Here is a 21,007-nt window from a genome sequence, read left to right as displayed (position 1 = left end):
GCGCGACGTTCGTGGGGAGGCAAAATGAAAAATTTGGTGACGGGGATCGTCCTGACCGCCATGGGGATCGGCAGCGCCCATGCCGGAGGCGTCGAGCGCTCGACCCAGTCGGTCGGCATCCTGTTCGAGCAGGGCACCTATGCGGAACTGAGTTTCAGCAGGTTCGACGCGAATGTGTCGGGGACGAGTGCCTTCCTGGGGCCCACAATCGGAGCCGGCGACATGGCGCCCGGCTACAACACCTTTTCGCTGGGCTACAAGCAGGCTCTTACCCCGTCGCTGGATCTCGCGCTGATCCTAGACCAGCCGATCGGCGCGGATGTCGACTACCGGTCCGGCACGGGCTATCCGGTCGCGGGCACCACGGCCGAACTTGACGCGACCGGCGTCACGGCACTGGCGCGCTACAGGTTCGACAACAATGTCAGCCTGATCGGCGGTCTCCGTGCGCTGAGGACCTCCGGGACCGTGAATCTGCCCTTCGTCGTCTTCCCGAATCCCTACACGCTTGAGACCTCGAAAGAGACGGATTTCGGCTATGTTCTTGGGGTCGCATGGGAAAAACCCGAGATCGCAGCGCGGGTCGCCCTGACCTACAACTCGGCGATCACGCATGATTTTGATGCCACCGAAAGCAGCCACCAGACCGGTGGTCTGCCTGTGGACAGCACCTTCAAGACCGAGATCCCGGAATCGATCAACCTGGAGTTCCAGACCGGCATTGCGGCGGACACGCTTCTTTTCGGCTCGGTCCGCTGGGTGAACTGGACCGAGTTCACGATCGACCCCGACGAATACCGCAACGTCTATGGCAACGCCCTCGTTTTCTACACGAACGATGTCGTCACCTACAATCTGGGCCTGGGCCGCAAGTTCAACGACAACTGGTCCGGTGCGGTTCTGCTCGGCTACGAAGAGACCAAGGGCGATCTGACCGGCAATCTCGGCCCTACGGACGGGTTCAAGTCGGCGGGTCTGGCGGTCACCTACACGAACGGTCCGGCGAAGATCACCGGCGGCCTGCGCTATGTCGATATCGGCGATGCGACGACCCGCGGGATCGATGGCGACTTTTCGGGCAACTACGGCTGGGGCTTCGGCCTGCGCGTCGGCTATTCGTTCTGATCGACCAACGCGCCCTGCCCCCTCGACCGCCCGGCACGTCCGGGCGGTTTCGTTTGACCGCCCCCCGCCCGCCCGCTACCAGATGCCCGTTCGGCAAGGGCGGCAAGGCATGATCTACGAGTCGGCGGCAGAGTGGCGTTCGGCGCCCCGCAAGCGGGTGCTTCTGTTCGGGATGTCGGGGCTGGGCAAGACCCATGTATCCAACATGCTGCGCGCGCGGGGCGACTGGTTCCACTACTCTGTCGATTACCGCATCGGCACCCGCTACATGGGCGAGCTGATCGCCGACAATTTCAAGCGCGAAGCGATGAAGGTTCCGCTGCTGCGCGAATTGCTGCTGACCGACAGCGTCTTTATCGCCTCGAACATCACCTTCGACAATCTTGCGCCCCTCTCGACCTATCTGGGCAAACCCGGCGCGGCGCAAAAGGGCGGGCTGAGCTTTGCCGAATACATGCGCCGGCAGGAACAGCACCGCGCCGCCGAGATCAGCGCCCTGCTGGACACCCCGCGCTTCATCGAGCGGGCCGAGGAGCTTTACGGCTACGGCAATTTCGTCTGCGACTCGGGCGGGTCGGTCTGCGAGGTGGTGGACCCCGACAACCCCGAGGACGAGGTGCTGACCACGCTTGCGCGCAACCTGCTGCTGGTCTGGATCGAAGGCTCCGAGGCACACACCGCCGATCTGGTCGCCCGCTTCGACCGCGCCCCCAAGCCCATGTATTACCAGCCCGATTTCCTGCACGCGGCCTGGGCGGCCTATCTGGACGAAACCGGCCTGACCGAGCCGGAGGTCGATCCCGATGCCTTTGTGCGCTGGACCTATGCCCGCGCGCTGGCCCACCGCCAGCCGCGATATGCGGCGATGGCGCGCAACTGGGGCGTCAAGGTCACCGCCGAGGATGTGGCAAGGGTCACCAGCCCCGCGGACTTCGTAGAACTGGTCGCCCGCGCCCTTGAGGCCCGCTGAGAAGCCGCCTATCTGTCGTCTCCGCGTCTTCCGGAAAGGCCCGCCCGATGCCGATCAAGATCCCCACCTCGCTGCCCGCCTATGACGTGCTGACGCGCGAGGGCGTGATGGTGATGGGCGAGGAGGCGGCGGCGCGTCAGGACATCCGGCCGCTGCGCATCGGCCTGCTGAACCTGATGCCCAAGAAGATCCAGACCGAGACCCAGTTCGCCCGGCTGATCGGCGCCACGCCGCTTCAGATCGAACTGAGCCTTATCCGGATGACCGAGCATCAGACCAAGAACACCGCCGCCGAGCATATGGAGGCGTTCTACCGCCCTTTTGCCGAGGTCGCCGCGACCGGCGAGAAGTTCGACGGCTTCATCATCACCGGCGCCCCGATCGAGCATCTGCCCTTCACCGAGGTGACCTATTGGGACGAACTGGTCCGCGTGATGGACTGGACCCAGACCCATGTCCAGTCCACGTTCGGGGTGTGCTGGGGCGGCATGGCGATGATCTATCATTTCCATGGCGTGCAGAAACACATGCTGAAGCACAAGGCATTCGGCTGCTTCCGGCACTGTAACCTCGTGCCCACCTCGCCCTATCTACGTGGCTTTTCGGACGATTGCGTGATCCCGGTCAGCCGCTGGACCGAGATGCGCCAGCTGGAGATCGACGCGGTGCCGGGGCTGGTGACGCTTCTGGGCAGCGACGAGGTGGGGCCCTGCCTGATCGAGGATGCGGCGCATCGCGCGCTCTATATCTTCAACCACTTCGAGTACGACAGCGGCACGCTGAAACAGGAATACGATCGCGATGTGGCGAATGGCACGCCGATCAAAGTGCCGGTGAACTACTATCCCGGCGACGATCCGGCAAAGGCGCCGCAGAACCGCTGGCGCAGCCATGCACATCTGCTTTACGGCAACTGGATCAACCAGATCTACCAGACGACCCCCTATGACATCGACCGGATCGGGACCGCCTGAGAATGCATGACCGCTACATGCCCACGGGCCAGGTTCTGGACATCGACGGCACCCGCGTGCACGCCCATCAGGAAGGTTCGGGCCCGGACGTGATCCTGCTGCACGGGGCGGGCGGAAACACGCGGGATTTCACCTTCGACCTGATGGGGCGGCTGGCCGAATGCTTCCGCGTGACCGCGTTCGACCGCCCGGGGCTGGGCCATACCGATCCGCTGCACCCGGATGGCGAAAGCCCGTTCGAACAGGCCGAGATCCTTGAACGGGCGGCGGTCCGGCTCGGGCTTGGTCCCGCGGTGCTTGTCGGCCATTCCTTCGGCGGCTCGGTGGCGCTGGCCTGGGCGCTGGACCATCCCGCCCGCGCGGCGGCGGTGGTGTCTCTGGCCGGGGCCGCGATGCCCTGGCAAGGCGGGCTGGGGCCGTGGTACGAGCTGGCCTCTTCGGCCTTTGGCGCGGCGGTGGTGATCCCGCTGATCTCGGCCTTCGCGCCGCGCGCGCTGGCGCATCAGACCATCGAGAGGATCTTCGATCCCGATCCGGTGCCCGAGGGCTATGCCGAACATATCGCCATTGAACTTTCGCTGCGCCCCGACAGCCTGCGCGCCAATACGCGGCAGGTGAATGGGTTGAAGCCCCATATCCGCGCGTTGGCGGCGCGTTATGGCGAGTTGAAGATGCCGATCGAGATCCTGCACGGCACCGCCGACAGGATCGTGCCGATCGAGGTCCATTCCCGGCCGCTGGCAGCCCGCGTGCCAAGCGCGAACCTGATCGAGCTGCATGGCGTGGGCCACATGCCCCACCACGCCCGCCCCGAGGCTGCCGTCGCCGCGATCGCGCGCGCGGCGCGGCGCGCGGGGCTGCTCGATAACGCCTGAACCCGGTGGACCCGCCTGCCCCGGCCGCTATGTCCCCTGTGAGGGAGATCGCCATGATGCCGACCAGACGCGCCTTTACCGGCCTGATGGCCGCTTCGGTTCTGAGCGCCTGCGCCAGCCCCGCCGCGCAGGACCGGCCCGAAGCGCCTGACCGGGCGGCGCAGCTTTATCCGCCCACCGGACAATTGATGCGGGTGCGCGGGCGGATCGTGCATGCCCGGGACGAGGGGCGCGGCCCGGCGGTGATCCTGATCCATGGCGCCTCGGCCAATCTGCGCGACTTCACCTTTTCGCTGAGCGGGCGTCTGGCGCGGCGCTACCGTGTCGTCGCCTTCGACCGGCCGGGCCTTGGCCATTCCCAGACGCTGAACAATCGCGGCGAGACCCCGGCCGAACAGGCCGCCCAGCTTGACGCCGCCGCCGCGATGCTGGGCATCCGCCGGGCCATCATCGTCGGCCATTCCTATGGCGCCGCCGTGGCGATGGCCTGGGCGCTGAACCACCCGGACCGCGCGGCGGGCGTGGTCACGCTGGCCGGGGTGACGATGCCCTGGCCGGGCGAGTTGCCGCGCTTCTATACGGTCGCCTCCAGCGGGCTGGGCAGTGCAATGGTCTCGGCCCTGGTCACCCGGGCGCGCGCCGAAGGCGCGGTCGAGCGATTCTTTGCCCCGCAACGCCCGCCCGCTGGCTATATCGACCATGTGGGCATCGAGCTTGCCCTGCGCCCTGAGACGCTGCGCACCAGCGCGCGCCAGGTCGATATCCTGAAACCGCAGCTTGAGGCCATGAACGACCGCTACCCGGACCTGCGACTGCCGGTCGAGATCCTGCACGGCACCGCCGATAACGCCGTCTCGATCGACTTTCATTCCCGCGCGCTGGCGCCCCGGCTGCGGACCGGCCGACTGACCGAATTGCCCGGCATCGGCCACATGCCCCACCATGCCGCCCCCGCCGCGACGCTGGCCGCCATCGACCGCGCCGCCGCCCGCGCCGGATTGCGCCCGCGCGCCTGATCGCCATACTGGCGGAAAACGCGACGGAGGCACGCATGAAGGACCTGCCATTCGACGGCGCGATCACCAAGTTCTACAAGGACGACGCGCCCAGGGACATCCGGGATGCCATCGAGGCGAGCGACAAGAACGACGTCCTGTCCGCCACCTTCCCCTATCGCACGCGCATGGATGAAAAGGAGTATCTCGACCAGCTTGAGAAATTGCAGATCGAGCTGGTCAAGATGCTGGCCGATATCAAGGCCACCGGCAAGCGCGTCGCCATCGTCTTCGAGGGCCGCGACGCCGCCGGCAAGGGGGGCACGATCAAGCGCTTCCGCGAGAACCTGAACCCGCGCGTTGCGCGTCTGGTCGCCCTGCCCGCGCCGTCTGATCGTCAGAAGACCGAATGGTATTTCCAGCGCTACATCCCGCACCTGCCTGCGGGTGGCGAACTCGTCTTCTTCGACCGGTCCTGGTACAATCGCGCGGTGGTCGAACATGTCTTCGGCTTCTGCACCCCGGACGAGCGCGAGCATTTCTTTGCCCAGGTGCCGGAATTCGAAAAGATGCTGGTCGACGAGGGCATCGTGCTGATCAAGCTGTGGCTGAACGTGGGCCGGGCGGAGCAATTGCGCCGTTTCCTCAAGCGCGAGAACGATCCGCTCAAGCAATGGAAGGTGTCCTGGATCGACGTCGAGGGGCTGAAGCGCTGGGATAGCTACAGCGCCGCGATCCGCGACACCTTTGCGCGCAGCCATACCGGTCCCGCGCCCTGGACGGTGATCCGCGCCGACGACAAGTCGCGCGCGCGGCTTGCGGCGATCCGGCGGGTGCTGACGCGGGTCGATTATGCAGGCAAGGACATCGCCGCGGTCGGCGCCCCCGATCCAAGGATCTGCGGTGGCCCCGAGATCTGGGATGTCTAAACGTGGCTATCACCATGGCAACCTGCGCCAGGCGCTGGTCGAGGCCGCGCTGGTTCTGATCCGCGAGAAAAGCCCCCAGGGCTTCACCCTGACCGAAGCGGCGCGGGCCGCAGGCGTGACACCCGCCGCCGTTTACCGCCATTTCGAGGGCCGCGAGGACCTGATCGCGGAATGCGCGCGCCAGGGCTTTGTCATCTTCGCGGACCTCATGGAACATGCCTATGAAAGCGGCCAGCCCTCTGCCCTGGCAAGCCTTTCGGCGACGGGCCGGGCCTATCTCGCCTTTGCCCGGAAATTCCCCGGCCATTACATGGCGATGTTCGAGTCGGGCTTGTCGCTAAACGCCGATCCCGACCTCTGCACCGTGGCGAACCGGGCGAGCGCGGTCCTGGAGCGCGCCGCGCGCGAGCTTTCGCGTCATATCGCAGAGCCCAAGCGGCCGCCCGTCGCGATGGTTTCGGCCCATATCTGGGCGATGAGCCATGGCGTGGTCGAGCTCTACACCCGCGGCGCCCCCGGTGCCCGCGTGCCCTTCCCGGCCGAGGATCTGCTGGAAACCGGCATCGGGATCTATCTGCGCGGGCTTGGACTCATCCCGGCCGATGCCTGAGGCGTCACCGACGCAGGGGGGCGCTGCCCCCCGTCCTTGCGGACTCCCCCCGGGATATTTCCGGCCAGAAGAAGGGGAAAGCACAGGCTTGCAGGGCCGCGCGACGCGTCAGTCGCCCATGATCTGCTTGAGCCGGGCCTGCTCCTCGGCGCTGAGGCGCTCGTCCGGGCCGGTCCCGCGCTCGCGGCGGGCGCGGATGTAGAAGACGGCCACCAGCAGACCGAGACCCAGCATCGCGGGACCCGCGAAATAAAGCATAAGGTTCACCCCGGTCGCGGGCGGCTTGAGCAGGACGAATTCGCCGTAGCGGCCAACGACATAGTCCAGGACTTCGGCGTCGCTGTCGCCCGAAACCAGCCGCTCGCGCACGATGCGGCGCAGGTCTCTGGCCAATTCGGCGTTTGAATCGTCTATGCTCTCGTTGCGGCAGACGAGGCAGCGCAGGCCCTGCGACAATTCGCGCGCGCGTTCTTCAAGCACCGGGTCCGCGAGGAGTTCGGATGGGTCGAGTGCCCGGACCGGGGCGCTCGACAGTGCGGTCTGGACAAATGCCAGCGCCAGGATCATGCAAAGCCGCTTCAGCATGCGCCTGCCCTCACTCGGCCGGAAGCGGCGTTGCACCGCCTTCCCGACGCGCGCCTGCGGCAACCCGCACGCGCCGGTCGCTGAGGCTCAGAAGACCGCCCAGCCCCATGATGATCGCCCCGCCCCAGATCCAGTTGACGAATGGCTTGATGTAGCTGCGCACCGCCCAACCGCCATTTTCCTGCGGGTCGCCGATCACCAGATAGACATCGCGGAAGAAGCCGATATCGAGCGCCGCCTCGGTCGTCGGCATGCGGGCCACGGGATAGACCCGTTTTTCAGGCGTCAGCGTCGCGATGCGTGTCTCGCCGCGCCAGACGCCCATCGTCGCCATGGTCGAGATGTAGTTCGGCCCCTGCACATCCTCGACATTCTCGAAGCTGATGCCGTAGCCGCCCACTTCGAACCGGTCGCCGATCTGGGCGACGCGGATATCCTCGATCTCCCAGGCCATGACGCCCGCAATCCCGATCATGGTGATGCCGACACCGGCATGAGCGACCGACTTGCCCCAATCGGCACGCGGCAAACGCGCGATCCGGCGCAGCCTGTCCGCGAGACCCGCACGCCCCGCCCGAAGCCACAGATCGACCACCGCACCGCTGATGAGCCAGGTCCCGAGCGCCAGTCCCACGGGGCCGAGTGCGCTGCGCCCGGTCTGCATCGACCAGGCAAGTGCGCCGATCGCGAGGGCCAGACCCATCGCGGGCACCATCGCGCGCACCGACCGACCGAGCCGACCGCGTTTCCACGGCAGCGTCGAGCCGATCGGCAGCAGCAGCGCGAGAGCCACCATGAAGGGCGTGAAGGCCATGTTGAAGAAGGGCGCGCCGACCGACAGCTTGCGGTCAAAGGCCATTTCGGCAAAGAGCGGCCAGATCGTGCCCACGAAGACAACGAAGGCCGAGACCGCGAGCAGGATGTTGTTGAACACCAGAGCCGATTCCCGGCTGACGGTGCCGAAGACGCCCTTTGCCTCCATCGCGCTGGCCCGGGCGGCGTAAAGCGTCAGGGCGCCGCCCATGAAGACGCCAAGGATCAGCAGCAGGAACATCCCCCGCTCGGGGTCCGAGGCGAAGGCATGCACGGAGGTGATGATCCCCGAGCGCGTGATGAAGGCGCCGATCAGCGAGAAGCCGAAGGCCACGATGGCCAGCAGGATCGTCCAGCTTTTCAACGCCTCGCGTTTTTCCACCACGATGGCCGAGTGCAGCAGCGCGGCCGAGATCAGCCAGGGCATGAAGCTGGCGTTTTCCACCGGATCCCAGAACCAGAAGCCGCCCCAGCCCAGCTCGTAATAGGCCCACCACGAGCCCAGTGCGATGCCGATGGTCAGGAACACCCAGGCCGCCAGCGTCCAGGGACGCACCCAGCGGCCCCAGGCGGCATCGACCCGCCCCTCGATCAGCGCGGCGACCGCGAAGGAGAAGCAGATCGAAAGGCCGACATATCCCAGATAGAGAAAGGGCGGGTGGAAGGCGAGGCCCGGATCCTGCAAAAGCGGGTTCAGGTCTCGCCCGTCGAAGGGGATCGCCTGCATCCGGGTGAAAGGGTTCGAGGTGAAAAGCACGAAGGCGAAGAACGCCGCCGAAATCGCCGATTGCACCGCCAGCACCCGCGCGCGCAGACCGGGCGGCAGCCCGCCGCCGAACCAGGCGGCCATGGCCCCGAACAGCGTCAGAATCAGCACCCACAGAAGCATCGATCCCTCGTGGTTGCCCCAGACGCCCGTCACCTTGTAAAGCATCGGTTTCAGCGTGTGCGAGTTGCTGACCACCAGGCTGACCGAGAAATCCGAGGTGACGAAGGCATAGGTCAGCGCGCCGAAGCTGAACGCGGTCAGCAGGAATTGCGCGGTGGCGGCGGGTTCGGCCATGGCCATCCAGCCGCTCCAGCCCTTGTGGGCGCCGATCAGGGGAATGACGGCCTGCACCAGCGCGATGGCGAAGGCGAGCGTAAGGGCGAAGTGACCGAGTTCTATGACCATGGAGATGTTCTAGACGCCGAGGCGCCGCGCGCCAATCGCTTTTCGTCGTTCCCACCAAGGCGTTGACGGGAACGTGAGCGCAGATTGCCCGGCCCCGCCCGTCAGCTGCGGCCGGGCCGCTCGGTCTTGGCGTAATTGCTGAAATGGCCTTCCCTTGCGGCAAGTCGGCGCGCGCCCGCGATCAGCGCGCCGGTCTTGCCGGCCTGGGCCACGCGCGACAGCGTCTGCCGCAGATCTCCGCTGCCGCAGCCCGGGCAGACCGGCGGCGGATCGGAGGGGCGCATCAGCAATTCGCAGTCGGCTCCACAGGCGTCGCAGCGATAGGCGAGCATGGGCATTACAGGGCTATCCTGTTCGGGCGCGGGGCAACGCTCCGCGCGGTGATGCGTGACCGTTTTTCCGGGTGCCGGGCGCCAGGGTCAAGCCGGTGCAAGCGCCGCGATACCGGGCGACGGAGGTCTGCCCGCCAATGCGGCGGCTCTGCCGCGCAACGCCCGGGACAGAGGCGGTGTCTGCATGCAGGCCAGGGCTTTCAATTCGCAGCGTCGGCACTTGCACTGCCGAACTCGCGCAGCAGCACGTCGATGTTCTGCCGCATCGCCCCTTCGCGGGCCACGCGCAGACGGTCCACTCCCTGCACTGCCTGCGCGATGGTGGCGGTATAGCCCGAGGTCACGCGGCGTTCGAGGACCGGCCGACCGGTGACATCGCGCAGCAGGTAATGCACGTTCATGACAACCTTGGTGGTCGAAGTCTCGCTGGGCGGCTGGTCGACCTGAAGAACCGTTGCCTCGAGCGTCCGCACCCCGCCCGGCGCCATGATGCCCGCCTGGCGCAGCGCGTTTTCCAGTGCCGCGCGGAAGGTGCCATCGGACAGTTCCGGCGCCCAGCCCGGCAACGCGGCGCCGCCCGGCTGCACCACCGCGCCGATCATGCCGCTATGGACGCTGCCCGTGGCAACCGGCGAGATGCCCGACGGCACCGGCCCCGAAGGCGCCCTGTTCTGGACGCAGCCGCCAAGGGCTGCCACCATCGCCAGCACCGCCACCGCGTAGCCCATCCGTCCGGTCATATCCGCTCTCCCTTCAAGGTGCCCTGCCTGTCCTGCCATGCCCAGCTTGGCCGGGGCCGCGGCGATCCGCAAGGTGCCACCGCGCCGCGATCGGCGCTTGACGCAGCCCCCCGCCCCGCCGAACCTGCGCGCCATGACCGCGAGCACCCCCCGCCCCCTGCCCTGCACCGAGGCCGCATGACCCGGCTTGTCGTGGATATCGGCGGCACCAATACCCGCGCCGCACTGGCCGAGGGGCAGGCCATCATCGACACCAGCGTCCGGCGCTATCGCAACGACGGTTTCGACGGGCTTTGCTCTGTCCTGATGCGCTTTCTGGCCGAGGCGGGCAGCCCCCGGATCGACGGCGCCTGTGCCGCGCTGGCCGGTCCGGTTCAGGGCGGACGCGGGCGGTTGACCAACCTGGACTGGTCGATCGACGCGGCCGATATCGCGCGCGTCACCGGGGCGGACCGGGTGCGGCTGTTGAATGATCTTCAGGCGCAGGGTCATGCGCTGGACCAGCTTGCGCCAGACGCGCTGATCCCGGTGCTGGACGGCCCGCGCGCGGTGGGCGGCGTGCGGCTGGTGATCGGGCTGGGCACCGGGGTCAATGTCACGGTCGTTCACCGCACCCCGGCGGGCAGGCTGGTCACCGCCAACGAGGCCGGCCATGTCAGCCTGCCCGTGGCCAGCGAGGATGACCTGTCGCTGGCCCGCTTCGCCGCTGGAGAGGATGGCTTTGCCGCGGTCGAGGATGTGCTGGCCGGGCGCGGGCTGGCAACGCTTTACGCATGGGTGACGACGCGGGCGGGCGCGCCGCGACGGCTGGAGGGGTCCGCGATCATTGCCGCCGCGCCCGGCGATCCGGCGGCCGAACTGGCGCTGCGCAGCTACACCGAGATGCTTGGCCGGGTTGCGGGGGACCTTGCCCTGCACCATCTGCCCTATGGCGGCATCTACCTGATCGGGGGCGTCGCCCGCGCGATGACCCCGCATCTGGCGCGGCTGGGTCTGGACGACAGCTTCCGCGCCAAGGGCCGCTTCTCGGGGCTGATGGAGAATTTCGCGATCGCCACGATCACCGACGATTTCGCCGCGCTCAGGGGCTGCGCCGCGCATCTGGCCGAAACGGCGTGAGGCGAGGAGGCGCCTTTCGCAGCCCGCCGCAATCGGCCAAAACACCGCAAACGCAAGCACAAGGGACCACAAGGGCCATGAAGATCGACGGAACCCATTACCGCTCCATCTGGCGCGAGGCGGATGGCACGGTCAAGATCATCGACCAGCGCTGGCTGCCGCATGAGCTTCGGATCGTAAGCCTGAGCAACCGAAAGGACTTCGCCGATGCGATCCGCGACATGTGGGTGCGCGGCGCGCCGCTGATCGGGGCGACGGCGGCCTATGGCGTGGCGGTGCAGATGGCCGATGATCCGTCCGATGGTTCGCTGGCCCAGACCTATGAGATGCTGCACGAGACGCGGCCCACCGCGATCAACCTGCGCTGGGCGCTGGACGAAATGACCCGGCTCCTGAAACCTCTGGGCCCCGCCGACCGCGCCGAAGCGGCGTTCCGCCGCGCGGCCGAGATCTGCGACGAGGATGTCGAGATCAACCGCCGGATCGGGGTCAACGGGCTTGCCCTGATCCGCGACATCGCCGCGCGCAAGGGCGGCGGGCGGGTGAACGTTCTGACCCATTGCAATGCGGGCTGGCTGGCCACCGTCGACTGGGGCACCGCAACCTCGCCGATCTATCACGCTCTCGAGGCGGGCATCGACATCCATGTCTTCGTAGACGAGACACGCCCGCGCAACCAGGGCGCGCAACTGACGGCGTGGGAGATGCTGAACCACGGCGTCAGCCACGACCTGATCGTGGACAATGCCGGCGGGCATCTGATGCAGCATGGCGAGGTCGATCTGGTGATCGTCGGCACCGACCGCACCACCGCGCAGGGCGATGTCTGCAACAAGATCGGCACCTATCTCAAGGCATTGGCCGCGCATGACAATGGCGTGCCGTTCTATGTCGCCCTTCCCTCGCCCACCATCGACTGGACGGTTTGGGACGGGGTCAAGGAGACCCCCATCGAGGAACGCGCGCAGGCCGAGGTGACCCATGTGCAGGGCCGGATGCCCGACGGCGCCATCGGCCAGGTGCTGATCTCGCCCCGGGGCACGCCCGCGCGCAACCCCGCCTTCGACGTCACGCCCGCCCGCCTTGTGACCGGGCTGATCACCGAACGCGGCGTCGCCCCCGCAACCGCCGAGGGGCTGGCCGCGATGTTCCCCGAACATGCGCGGGCGGCGGGCTGATAGGCCGCCCGCCGTCGGGATGAGCGGGAAAGAGGACCGGGCAGGACTGCGCGCCAGGATCGACCAGGTATCGCGCTGGGCGCGCAACCGCCTGCCGCCGGGGGTGCGCAGCCTTGTGGGGATTCTGTTCTTGCTGGGCGGTCTCGTCGGCTTCCTGCCGGTGGTCGGCTTCTGGATGATTCCGCTGGGCCTTGTGCTGATCTGGTTCGATATCGCGGCGCTGATGCGAGGATTGCGCCGCAGGCGCGGCGGCGACCGGTGAGTCTCGCAACCGCGTGAACGAATGCAGTTCGCCCTTGTGTTGCCCGAATCTTGCGTTAACCTAATTTAAGACGTTGGCAAGTATGGCATTTCCAAGATGAACCGCAGATCTTTCCTGCTGAATGCAGCGGCGGCCGGGCTGATTGGCGGCCCTGCGCTGGCCCAGGGCACGAAACCCGCCCCCGCAGAGCCCGACCCGCTTGCCCCCCGGATCGTGCGCATCCGCAATGTGGAGCCGGGTGACGTCCATGTCGTTCCAAGGGATTTCGCGCTTTACTGGACCCTGCCCGAAGGTCGCGCGATCCGCTATCCGGTGTCGATCGGGCGTGACGGACTTTACGATTCCGGGGTGTTCCGGATCGACGTCAAAAAGGAATGGCCCTCGTGGCGGCCGACCGACGAGATGATCGCGCGCCAGCCGCATCTCTACAAGAAATACGAGGACGGGATGCCCGGCGGGCCGGACAATCCGCTGGGGGCGCGGGCGCTTTACCTGTTCACCTTCGGCGGTGCGGACAGCATGCTGCGCATCCACGGCACCAACGATCAGGCCAGCATCGGCCAGCGTGCCTCGAACGGCTGCGTGCGGATGCTGAATGCCCATGTGATCCATCTGTACGAACAGGTGCCGCTGGGCAGCCGCGCGATCCTGCACGCGGTCTGAGCCGCGGCCGGGCTTGCGCCCTGCCCCGAAACCGTGTTCGCATGGCATCGGCAACCCGAGCGAAGCAGACCCATGGACCAGATCGCGACCGGCCAGCCGCTGTCGGCCCGCCACCTTGCGGGCGAGGAGGATTTCGCGCTCGGCTTCGCGACCACGGCCGAGCTGGACCCGCTGAGCGACTGGCCCGGGCAGGATCGCGCGCTCGAGGCGCTGCGGCTGGCAGCCGACACCGATCACGGTGATTTCAACCTTTACGTTCTTGGCACGCCCGGCACCGGACGGCACAGCGCCACCCGACAGGTTCTGGCCGAGGCCGCCGCCCGGCGCCCGCCACCGCCCGACCGGGTCTATGTCAACCGCTTCGACGATCCGCGCCGCCCCATCGCCATCGATCTGCCGCCGGGCCGGGCGGTCGAACTGCGCGACGCGCTGCGCAAGGTGGTGAACGATCTGGCCGACGAGATCCCCGCGATCTTCGAATCCGAGGATTACCAGACCCGCCGCCGCGCCATCGAGGACAGCTATTCCGAGCGGCACGAACAGGCGATGGGCGTTCTGGCGGATGCGGCGCGGGCGCGCGGCATGGCGATCGTGCGCACGCCCATGGGCTTTGGCGTGGCGCCGCGCAAGGGCGACGAGATTCTGCCCCCCGACGAATACGAGAAACTGCCCGAGGACGAGCGAAACCGGATCGGCGCGGCCATCGACGAGTTGCGCGACCAGCTTGAGGATGTGCTCAAGGACGTGCCGCGCGGGCTGAAGGCGCAGCGCGCCGAGGTCGAGGAACTGAACGTCGCCATGGCGCGCGAAGGCGTCGATGCGGCGCTGGCCGATGCCGTTCGCCGCTTTGCCGATCACCCTCCCGTCACCCGGCATCTTCAGGCGCTGCGCGAGGACCTGATCGACAATGCCGAGCTGTTCCTGATCCGTGAAGACGGCGCGCAGGCCGGGGCCTTTCCCGTGGCAACCTCGCGCCATCACCTCAAGCCGCAGTTCCGCCGCTACGCGGTCAATGTGATCGTCGGCCAGGACCCCGAAAAGGCCACCGGTGCGCCGGTGGTCGAGGAAAGCCTGCCGACATTGGCCAACCTGATCGGGCGGATCGAATACGCCTCGGACCAGGGGACGCTGGTGATGAATTTCACCATGATCCGGCCCGGCGCGCTGCATCGTGCCAATGGCGGGTTCCTGATCCTCGACGCGATGCAGGTGCTGAGCGAGCCGCTGGCCTGGGACGCGCTCAAGCGCAGCCTCAAGTCGGGCGAGATCGCGATCTATTCCGCGGGCGAGCGCTTCAGCCTGATCTCGACCGAGACGCTGGACCCCGACCCGATGCCGCTCAAGCTGCGGGTGGTACTGGTGGGCGACCGGACGCTTTACTACCTGCTGGCCGCGTTCGATCCCGATTTCGGGCGGCTGTTCAAGCTCGAGGCCGATTTCGACGACCGGATGGAGCGCAACGCCGAAAGCGCACTGCTGCTGGCTCGGCTCATCGGCACCATGGCGCGCGCCGACGGGCTGCGGCCGGTTGCGGCGGGCGGCGTTGCGCGGCTGCTGGCCGAAAGCCTGCGGCTGGCCGATGACGGGGAACGCTTCGCGCTGAACCTTGCCGCGCTGGGCGATATCCTGCGCGAGGCAGATCACCTTGCGGGCGCGGCAGCGGCGGAAGCGATCGGGCGCGACGATGTCGAGGCGGCGATTGCCGCGGCGGAACGGCGCGCCGGGCGGCTGCGCGAGCGCAGCCAGGAGGCCATCGCCCGCGGCGTCCTGCTGATCGACACCGACGGCGCGCGCGTGGGCCAGGTCAACGCGTTGTCGGTGCTGGAAATCGGCAAGACCCGCTTCGGCCGTCCTGGCCGGGTCAGCGCGCGGGTGCGGATGGGCGCGGGCAAGCTGGTCGATATCGAGCGCGAGGCCGAACTGGGCGGGCCGATCCATTCCAAGGGCGTGATGATCCTGTCGGGCTATCTGGCGGGCAGTTACGCCCCCGATCTGCCCTTCTCGCTCTGGGCGAGCCTGGTCTTCGAGCAAAGCTATGGCGGCGTCGAGGGGGACAGCGCCTCGGCGGCCGAGCTGTTCGCGCTGCTCTCGGCGCTGGCCGATCTGCCCATCGACCAGTCGCTGGCGGTGACCGGCTCGGTCAACCAATTCGGCGATGTGCAGGCCATCGGCGGGGTGAACGAAAAGGTCGAGGGCTTCTTCGACACCTGCGCCGCGCGGGGTCTGACCGGGCGGCAGGGCGTGCTGATCCCGGTCTCGAACGTACCCCATCTGGTGCTGCGCCCCCGCGTGCGCGACGCGATGGAAGCGGGCCGCTTCCGGGTGATCCCGATTGCGACCGTCGACGAGGGCATCGCACTGCTCACCGGCCGGTCGGCGGGGTCGCGCGGTCCCGACGGCATCTTCCCGCCCGACAGCGTGAACGGCCGGGTCGAGGCTCGGCTGATCGGCTATGCCGAGGCGCGGCAGCGGTTCGGCCAGAAAGCCAGCCCGTCGGAGGCGGGCGGATGAGCCACCCGGGAAGCGGCGCACGGGTGATCCTTTCGGTCGCTTGCCTAGCCGAGGCCGAGGCAATGCTGCCACTGGCCACGGGGCTGGCCGCCGAGGCAGGCGCGACCCTCGAAGGCCTGCTGTTCGAGGAGGCCGACAGCATCGCGCTGGCGCTGGTGGGGGCGGCGCGGATCGTGGACCCGGCAGGGCGCACGCTGGTGGGGCTGGACCCCTCGCGCATGGGTGCGGCCTATGCCCGCGATGCCGCCCGGTTCGAGCGGCTGCTGTCCCGGGCCGCCGAGGACGCCGCTTTGCGCTGGAGCTTTCGCCATGCGCGCGGGCGACTGACCGAAGCGCTGGCCAGCATCGCCGCGCCCGGCGACCTGCTGGTTCTGCCCGCTGGACCGCTGCGCACGCCGCTGCGCGAGATCGTCCTTGCCGCGGGCGCAGACGCGGCACTCACCCCCCTGGCGGAGGCCGCCGCCACACGCATGAGCCGCCCGCTGCGTCGGCTCTTGGTGCCAGGCCTGCCGCAGCTTGGCGCGGGAAGCGTCCTGTTTTCGCGGTACGAGGCCCCAAGACTTGCCGCGCTTCTGGCCGAGACGCGCTGCATCCATGTCTTGCGCAGTTGACGGCGCCCCCCCCGGCACGCGCCCATCAGCCCGCGCGCTCCGCCCCCAGATGATCGGCCCCCGACACCCGCACCAGCCCCGGCAGGTCTGCGATCTCGATCTCGTAGGCGTCCCGCAGGCGCACAAGCCCCTGCCCCTCCAGCTCGTGCAGCGCGCGGCTGACCGATTCCGGCGTCGTGCCCAGGTAATGCGCAAGATCCACGCGGCGGATCGGGATCCGCACCATGATCGGCGCACCCGGAACCCGGTGCCTCCCACCGCGCAGCATTCGCCGCAACAGGATCAGCAGGAACGAGGCCAGACGCTCGACGATCTTGTGCCCGCCCATCAGCAGGATCCATTCCCGCGCCGAATCAAGCTCGTCCAGCACGTTGACGAGGAAGCGCCGCTCGATCTCGGGGCTGGAGACCAGAATCCGCTCGAATGCATCGCGCGGGAAAGCCAGCACGCGCGCATCGGTCAGCGCGACGATGTCATAGGCGGCGGGACCATCGAACAGCCGACCATACATGTCGGTCGGCACCAGCAGCCCTATGATGTGGACCCGTCCATCGGGCAATTGCTTTTGCATGCCCAGGGCCCCGTGGATCAAATAGCCTATCTCGTCCGGCCGTCCGCCTTCGGTCACCACCACGCCGCCGCGCGGGATGTCGCGCAGCCGGGCAATGCCTTCGAGGCCGTGAAGCTGCGCATCGGGCATATCTGCCAGCACCTCTGCCAGCAGCCCGCCGATATCGCCCCCCTGCGGACCCGGCAGACCGCCATGCAGGTCACGGTTCGCCATGCGTCCTCCCCATCGTCACCCATTTCCTCAGGGGGAAGGGCGAAATCGTCATAAACGCGCCGTCTGGTAGTGGACCCTATTCGTCAAGCATTGACCACCGTCAATGTTTTCGTGGCGACAATCGGGCACGGTGCGTCCGAAGGGGCAGGTTCGGCGCATCCCGGGACCGCGCCCCAACGGGAGGCAGGCGATGCGGAGTTTCGGAAAGACAGCCCGCGGGGCACCGGCGGGCGCGACCTATATGGCGGGGTCGGTCTTTTGCGCCGAGATCGGCGAGCCGGCCTGTCGGCGGCTGGCGGAAGCTGCGCATGTCGAGACCGTTCCCGCCGACAAGGTGCTCTGGCACGACGACGCGCCGCCATCTGCCGTGGGCATCGTGGTCTCCGGCTATCTGCGTTTCCAGCGTCACAGCCGCGATGGGCGGCGGCAGATCCTGAACCTGGCCGTTCCGGGCGATCTTTTCGGCCAGGAGAGCGAGGGCCGCAACGGCTATACGCTCGAGAGTGCCACCGAGGCGACGCTGTGCCGGTTCGACCGGCGCGTTTTCGACCGGCTGGTGACCGAGGATGGCATGCTGCGCCGCGCGCTGTACCGTTTCAACGCGGGCCATCTGGAACGGCTGCGCTGGCTGACATGGACCATCGGTGCCATGCGCCCGGACGAACGGATCGCGGCGTTCCTGCTGAGCGCGCGCAGCTACATGCCCTACCGTGCGCTGCCCGATGGCACCGGGCTGATCTCGCTTGCCGTCGCGCGGCGCGACATCGCCGATCTTCTGGCCACCTCGGTCGAGACGATCTGCCGGGTATTCAAGGCGCTCGAACGCGATGGCCTGATCCGCCTGCTGGATCCAGCCCATATCCTGTTTCTCGACATCGACGCATTGGCAGGACGTGCCGGCCTGACCGATGGCGAAGAGCCTTGCGCGCCGGGGCCTGTCGGACCGAAGCCTGGCCTCGCGCACGGGCCGATGACACTCGTCAATGCATCCTGTGCGGGTGAGCCATTAGTCTCGGTACTGCCAGCATGGAGGGGAAGACGGCCGGATTGACCGCTGCAAAGGCTATCTGGGGGTGGGCCTGATCCGGGGGGGATCGTCATTGCCCGGGGCGCGCGCAATAGTTGACACGCGCTGCGCCGGGGCGTTGCCCTCCATGCTGTGCATCTGCGAAAGAATGCCCATGATCGCACCGCGCCCTACCGCACGGCGCGGCGGTTTTCAGGCTTTCAGGGTCGCCAGTTCGGCCCGCAGAACGTCCTGCAACTCGGTTTCCGAGAGATGGATCGCGCATCCGCCCCGTTCCGCAGCAATCACCTTCGCCAGTCGCGAGGGCATCTCCGCGCGCAATTGTGCCAGGATGGCCGGGGGCGCGAAGATCGCGAGCCGGTCGAAATCTCCGGCAACCCGGTGCGTTTCCAGGATCTGCACCACCTGACGCACGAAGTCGCGCTGGTCCAGGGCCAGAGGATCGCTGCCACCTTCAGGGACAGGCGGTGGGATCGGGGCGGCGGCCCCCGGATCGACGGGCGGATGCTGCATCGCCTCGATCAGGTGACGGTGCCTGGCCCGCATGACCAGTTCCGTGGCCATCCCGCCCGCGCCGGGCAGGGAAAGCCCGCGCAGAATGCGCGCGCGCGTCGCCGTCATCGCAAGACCCCAGACCCGGACGCTTCCCATGGCAAGCCCCCCTTGCGGACAGATCGCCCTGTCTGCCACGCGGCCGATGCCCTGTAATTGACCGCCGTCAAGCACCGCACAGGCGTCAGGGGATGCGAGGCGGAATACGCTTGATGCCGGACATCTCGCCCAAAGGACCAAATATCCCTTTCGGGGTAGCCATATCGGCGCTGCACGGCCCGGAAGGTGTGTTTCCCATCTCCCGTTCCGATCACTCAAGGTCGCAGCACGGGGGACCCGAATGCACCGTCCCCGCCCGGCCCAATTCCGCGCGACCGGGCGCGACATTCACTCCGCGGCGCGGTTTTCCGCTGGGCCGTTGGCGTCACCGGCATCGGGCGCAGAACGCTCCACGAAGATTCCAATCTCCGTCCGCGCGATCCGGCGCAGGATGCGAAAGATGTCGTCGAAGGTCTGGGTCAGTTCGATCTCTCGGGTATAGGTGTGCAACCGACGCGGCGCATCGGCCCTCAACCGCACGACCTCGTGCGCGGCAGCTTCCTCCATCAGCGCCGAGAACCCCGCCTTCATCTCGCGCACCTTTTTCGCTGGCCCGGCATCCTGCGTCTCCAGCGCGGCGGCGACCCCGTCGAAGGCGCGCAGAACCTCGCGATGCAGCCGCCCCAGCATCGCCGCGGTTTGCGGGCTTATCACCACGTTCTCCTCGTGGCGCTTGCGCGCCGAGGTCACAAGCCCCGTGGCCACCAGATCGCCGATATGTTCAAGGTCATTGGCGATGCGCATCAGCGCCAGCAGCCGTTTGGACTGTTCCTCGGGCAGTCGGCCCAGCCCCGCCTCTCTCAGATAACCGACGATCTCGCGGTGCAGCAGATCCACGGGGCGGTCCGCCACCTTCAGCCGGTCGATCTCGAACGGGCTGCCCGAGACGACCGTAGGCATTGCAGCGTCCAGCTGGCTCCGGACAAGCTCGGACAGGTGCCCCACCTCGAGCCGCGCGGCATCCAGGGCGAAGGCGGGCACCTGAAGGAGTTGCCGGTCCAGATGGCGCGGTGCGTGCAGCGGCTCGACCCGCTCGGGGCGGTCCGGCAGCAGCCAGAGCACCAGGCGGCTGAGTTGCCCGGTAAAGCCCAGGAACAGGAACGCATTGGCCAAATTGAAGATCGTGTGGGCATTGGCCATATGGCGCGGCGTCGAGGCGCCCTCGGGGGCGGAGAGGTGCGCCAGAACCGCAAGCTGGTCGATGAACCCGATCCAGAGCACGACCCCCGCGACATTGAAGATCACATGTACCATCGCCGCCCGGACCGCCTCGCGCGGCTGCCCGATCGAGGCCAGAAGTGCGGTCATGCAAGTGCCGACATTGGCACCCAGCGCGATCGCGATGGCGGTTTCGAGCCCGACCAGACCTTGCCCCGTCAGCACGATCGCAAGCCCGGTCGAGATGGATGAGGATTGCAGCAGCGCGGTCAGCATCGCCCCGGCAAGAGCCGCCAGCACCAGGTTGTCGAGTGTCGCCAGCAGATCGAGAAAGGCCGGAACGTCGCGCAGCGGCGCCATCGCCGTCTTCATCGTCGCCATGCCGAAGAAGATCATCCCAATCCCCAGCACAATCCGCCCGATCTCGGCATGACGGCTGCGCCGCGCCAGCAGCGAGCCGAAAAAGCCTAGCGACAGCATCGGCAGGCCGAGCGAGTCGACATCGAAGGCCAGAACCTGCGCGGTCAGCGTCGTACCGATATTCGCGCCAAGGATCACCGCGACGCTTTGCGCCGAGGTCATCAGCCCTGCCGAGATGAACCCGACCAAGAGGACCGTCGTCACCGAGGAGGACTGGATCAGCGCCGTCACCACCGCCCCTGCGGTCAGCCCGGCAAACCGGTTGCCTGTCATCCGCGCCAGGATCGTCTTCATCGACTCGCCCGCGACCTGCTTGAGCGCGCGGGTCATGATCTCCATCCCGAAGAGGAACAGCGCGAGACCACCGACCATCGTCGCCGCGATGCTGCCGACCTGATCGAGGCCGGGGGTCACGCGGCACGCCCCTGCCCGCCGCAGCCATTGGCCGCGCAGCGCGTGGGTGTCACGTTGCCATGTCGCGGCATGGGTGCCTCCGGCCAG

21 protein-coding genes are annotated in these 21,007 nt (G+C 67.6%); 14 read left to right on the top strand and 7 right to left on the bottom strand.

The window, feature by feature from the left end; translation table 11 throughout:
* The first annotated feature begins 24 nt into the window (after positions 1-24).
* From NHN26_RS12585 to NHN26_RS12555, 7 genes are all read left to right on the top strand, one after another.
* On the top strand, positions 25-1,125 hold the full coding sequence (locus NHN26_RS12585; RefSeq protein WP_253089753.1) for an outer membrane protein transport protein: 1,101 nt from the start codon (positions 25-27) through the stop codon (positions 1,123-1,125).
* A 109-nt stretch (positions 1,126-1,234) separates the two neighbouring features.
* On the top strand, positions 1,235-2,095 hold the full coding sequence (locus tag NHN26_RS12580) for a P-loop NTPase family protein (RefSeq protein ID WP_253089762.1): 861 nt from the start codon (positions 1,235-1,237) through the stop codon (positions 2,093-2,095).
* 47 nt (positions 2,096-2,142) lie between these two features.
* Positions 2,143-3,069: a homoserine O-acetyltransferase MetA gene (metA, locus tag NHN26_RS12575; protein ID WP_253089752.1), complete on the top strand. Its 927-nt coding sequence runs from the start codon at positions 2,143-2,145 to the stop codon at positions 3,067-3,069.
* A gap of 2 nt (positions 3,070-3,071) precedes the next feature.
* Positions 3,072-3,944 (top strand): alpha/beta fold hydrolase, encoded by an 873-nt coding sequence (locus NHN26_RS12570; protein WP_253089751.1) that lies wholly within the window; start codon positions 3,072-3,074, stop codon positions 3,942-3,944.
* Positions 3,945-3,997: 53 nt separating this feature from the next.
* Positions 3,998-4,960, top strand: coding sequence for an alpha/beta fold hydrolase (locus tag NHN26_RS12565; protein ID WP_253089750.1), 963 nt, complete (start codon positions 3,998-4,000; stop codon positions 4,958-4,960).
* A 35-nt stretch (positions 4,961-4,995) separates the two neighbouring features.
* On the top strand, positions 4,996-5,868 hold the full coding sequence (ppk2, locus tag NHN26_RS12560; protein ID WP_253089749.1) for a polyphosphate kinase 2: 873 nt from the start codon (positions 4,996-4,998) through the stop codon (positions 5,866-5,868).
* A complete protein-coding gene (locus NHN26_RS12555; RefSeq protein ID WP_253089748.1) occupies positions 5,861-6,478 on the top strand; it encodes a TetR/AcrR family transcriptional regulator in 618 nt (205 codons plus the stop codon). Before ppk2 ends, NHN26_RS12555 begins: the two co-directional genes overlap by 8 nt.
* 108 nt (positions 6,479-6,586) lie before the next feature.
* Here the strand turns inward: NHN26_RS12555 and NHN26_RS12550 are convergent, their stop codons facing one another.
* From NHN26_RS12550 to NHN26_RS12535, 4 genes are all read right to left on the bottom strand, one after another.
* The gene (locus tag NHN26_RS12550; protein WP_435594206.1) at positions 6,587-7,042 is read right to left on the bottom strand and encodes a cytochrome c-type biogenesis protein; all 456 of its coding nucleotides are present in this window, start codon (positions 7,040-7,042) and stop codon (positions 6,587-6,589) included.
* Positions 7,043-7,073: 31 nt separating this feature from the next.
* Positions 7,074-9,050 carry a heme lyase CcmF/NrfE family subunit gene (locus NHN26_RS12545; protein WP_253089746.1) on the bottom strand — a complete coding sequence of 659 codons (1,977 nt, stop codon included), beginning with the start codon at positions 9,048-9,050 and terminating at the stop codon, positions 7,074-7,076.
* 101 nt (positions 9,051-9,151) lie between these two features.
* The gene (locus tag NHN26_RS12540; protein ID WP_253089745.1) at positions 9,152-9,388 is read right to left on the bottom strand and encodes an FmdB family zinc ribbon protein; all 237 of its coding nucleotides are present in this window, start codon (positions 9,386-9,388) and stop codon (positions 9,152-9,154) included.
* Between the two features lie 194 nt (positions 9,389-9,582).
* The gene (locus NHN26_RS12535) at positions 9,583-10,122 is read right to left on the bottom strand and encodes a hypothetical protein (RefSeq protein WP_253089744.1); all 540 of its coding nucleotides are present in this window, start codon (positions 10,120-10,122) and stop codon (positions 9,583-9,585) included.
* Positions 10,123-10,299: 177 nt separating this feature from the next.
* Here NHN26_RS12535 and NHN26_RS12530 point away from each other — a divergent pair, with 177 nt between their 5' ends.
* The 6 genes from NHN26_RS12530 (at position 10,300) to NHN26_RS12505 (ending at position 16,466) form a co-directional block, all read left to right on the top strand.
* The gene (locus tag NHN26_RS12530) at positions 10,300-11,241 is read left to right on the top strand and encodes a glucokinase (RefSeq protein WP_253089743.1); all 942 of its coding nucleotides are present in this window, start codon (positions 10,300-10,302) and stop codon (positions 11,239-11,241) included.
* 77 nt (positions 11,242-11,318) lie between these two features.
* A complete protein-coding gene (gene mtnA / locus NHN26_RS12525; RefSeq protein ID WP_253089742.1) occupies positions 11,319-12,419 on the top strand; it encodes an S-methyl-5-thioribose-1-phosphate isomerase in 1,101 nt (366 codons plus the stop codon).
* 19 nt (positions 12,420-12,438) lie between these two features.
* On the top strand, positions 12,439-12,681 hold the full coding sequence (locus NHN26_RS12520) for a hypothetical protein (RefSeq protein ID WP_253089741.1): 243 nt from the start codon (positions 12,439-12,441) through the stop codon (positions 12,679-12,681).
* Between the two features lie 96 nt (positions 12,682-12,777).
* Positions 12,778-13,344, top strand: coding sequence for a L,D-transpeptidase (locus NHN26_RS12515; RefSeq protein WP_253089740.1), 567 nt, complete (start codon positions 12,778-12,780; stop codon positions 13,342-13,344).
* Between the two features lie 72 nt (positions 13,345-13,416).
* Positions 13,417-15,855 carry a Lon protease family protein gene (locus NHN26_RS12510; protein ID WP_253089739.1) on the top strand — a complete coding sequence of 813 codons (2,439 nt, stop codon included), beginning with the start codon at positions 13,417-13,419 and terminating at the stop codon, positions 15,853-15,855.
* On the top strand, positions 15,852-16,466 hold the full coding sequence (locus NHN26_RS12505; protein WP_253089738.1) for an acyl-CoA synthetase family protein: 615 nt from the start codon (positions 15,852-15,854) through the stop codon (positions 16,464-16,466). Before NHN26_RS12510 ends, NHN26_RS12505 begins: the two co-directional genes overlap by 4 nt.
* A 25-nt stretch (positions 16,467-16,491) precedes the next feature.
* On the opposite strand, the gene NHN26_RS12500 is transcribed toward NHN26_RS12505, so the two are convergent.
* Positions 16,492-17,250, bottom strand: coding sequence for a Crp/Fnr family transcriptional regulator (locus NHN26_RS12500; protein WP_253089737.1), 759 nt, complete (start codon positions 17,248-17,250; stop codon positions 16,492-16,494).
* A 190-nt stretch (positions 17,251-17,440) separates the two neighbouring features.
* Between NHN26_RS12500 and NHN26_RS12495 the strand changes: the two genes are divergently transcribed.
* Positions 17,441-18,301, top strand: a complete 861-nt coding sequence (locus tag NHN26_RS12495; protein WP_253089736.1) for a Crp/Fnr family transcriptional regulator — start codon at positions 17,441-17,443, stop codon at positions 18,299-18,301.
* Positions 18,302-18,469: 168 nt separating this feature from the next.
* Here NHN26_RS12495 and NHN26_RS12490 read toward each other — a convergent pair whose 3' ends face one another.
* Together NHN26_RS12490 and NHN26_RS12485 are read right to left on the bottom strand one after the other, a co-directional pair.
* A complete protein-coding gene (locus NHN26_RS12490) occupies positions 18,470-18,898 on the bottom strand; it encodes a host attachment protein (protein ID WP_253089735.1) in 429 nt (142 codons plus the stop codon).
* A gap of 318 nt (positions 18,899-19,216) precedes the next feature.
* Positions 19,217-20,920 carry a Na/Pi cotransporter family protein gene (locus NHN26_RS12485; protein ID WP_253089734.1) on the bottom strand — a complete coding sequence of 568 codons (1,704 nt, stop codon included), beginning with the start codon at positions 20,918-20,920 and terminating at the stop codon, positions 19,217-19,219.
* Positions 20,921-21,007: the final 87 nt, after the last annotated feature.

The sequence above is a fragment of the Rhodovulum tesquicola genome (assembly GCF_024128855.1).
Taxonomy (GTDB): Bacteria; Pseudomonadota; Alphaproteobacteria; order Rhodobacterales; family Rhodobacteraceae; genus Rhodovulum; species Rhodovulum tesquicola.
This window is presented reverse-complemented; position numbering and strand designations above follow the sequence as displayed.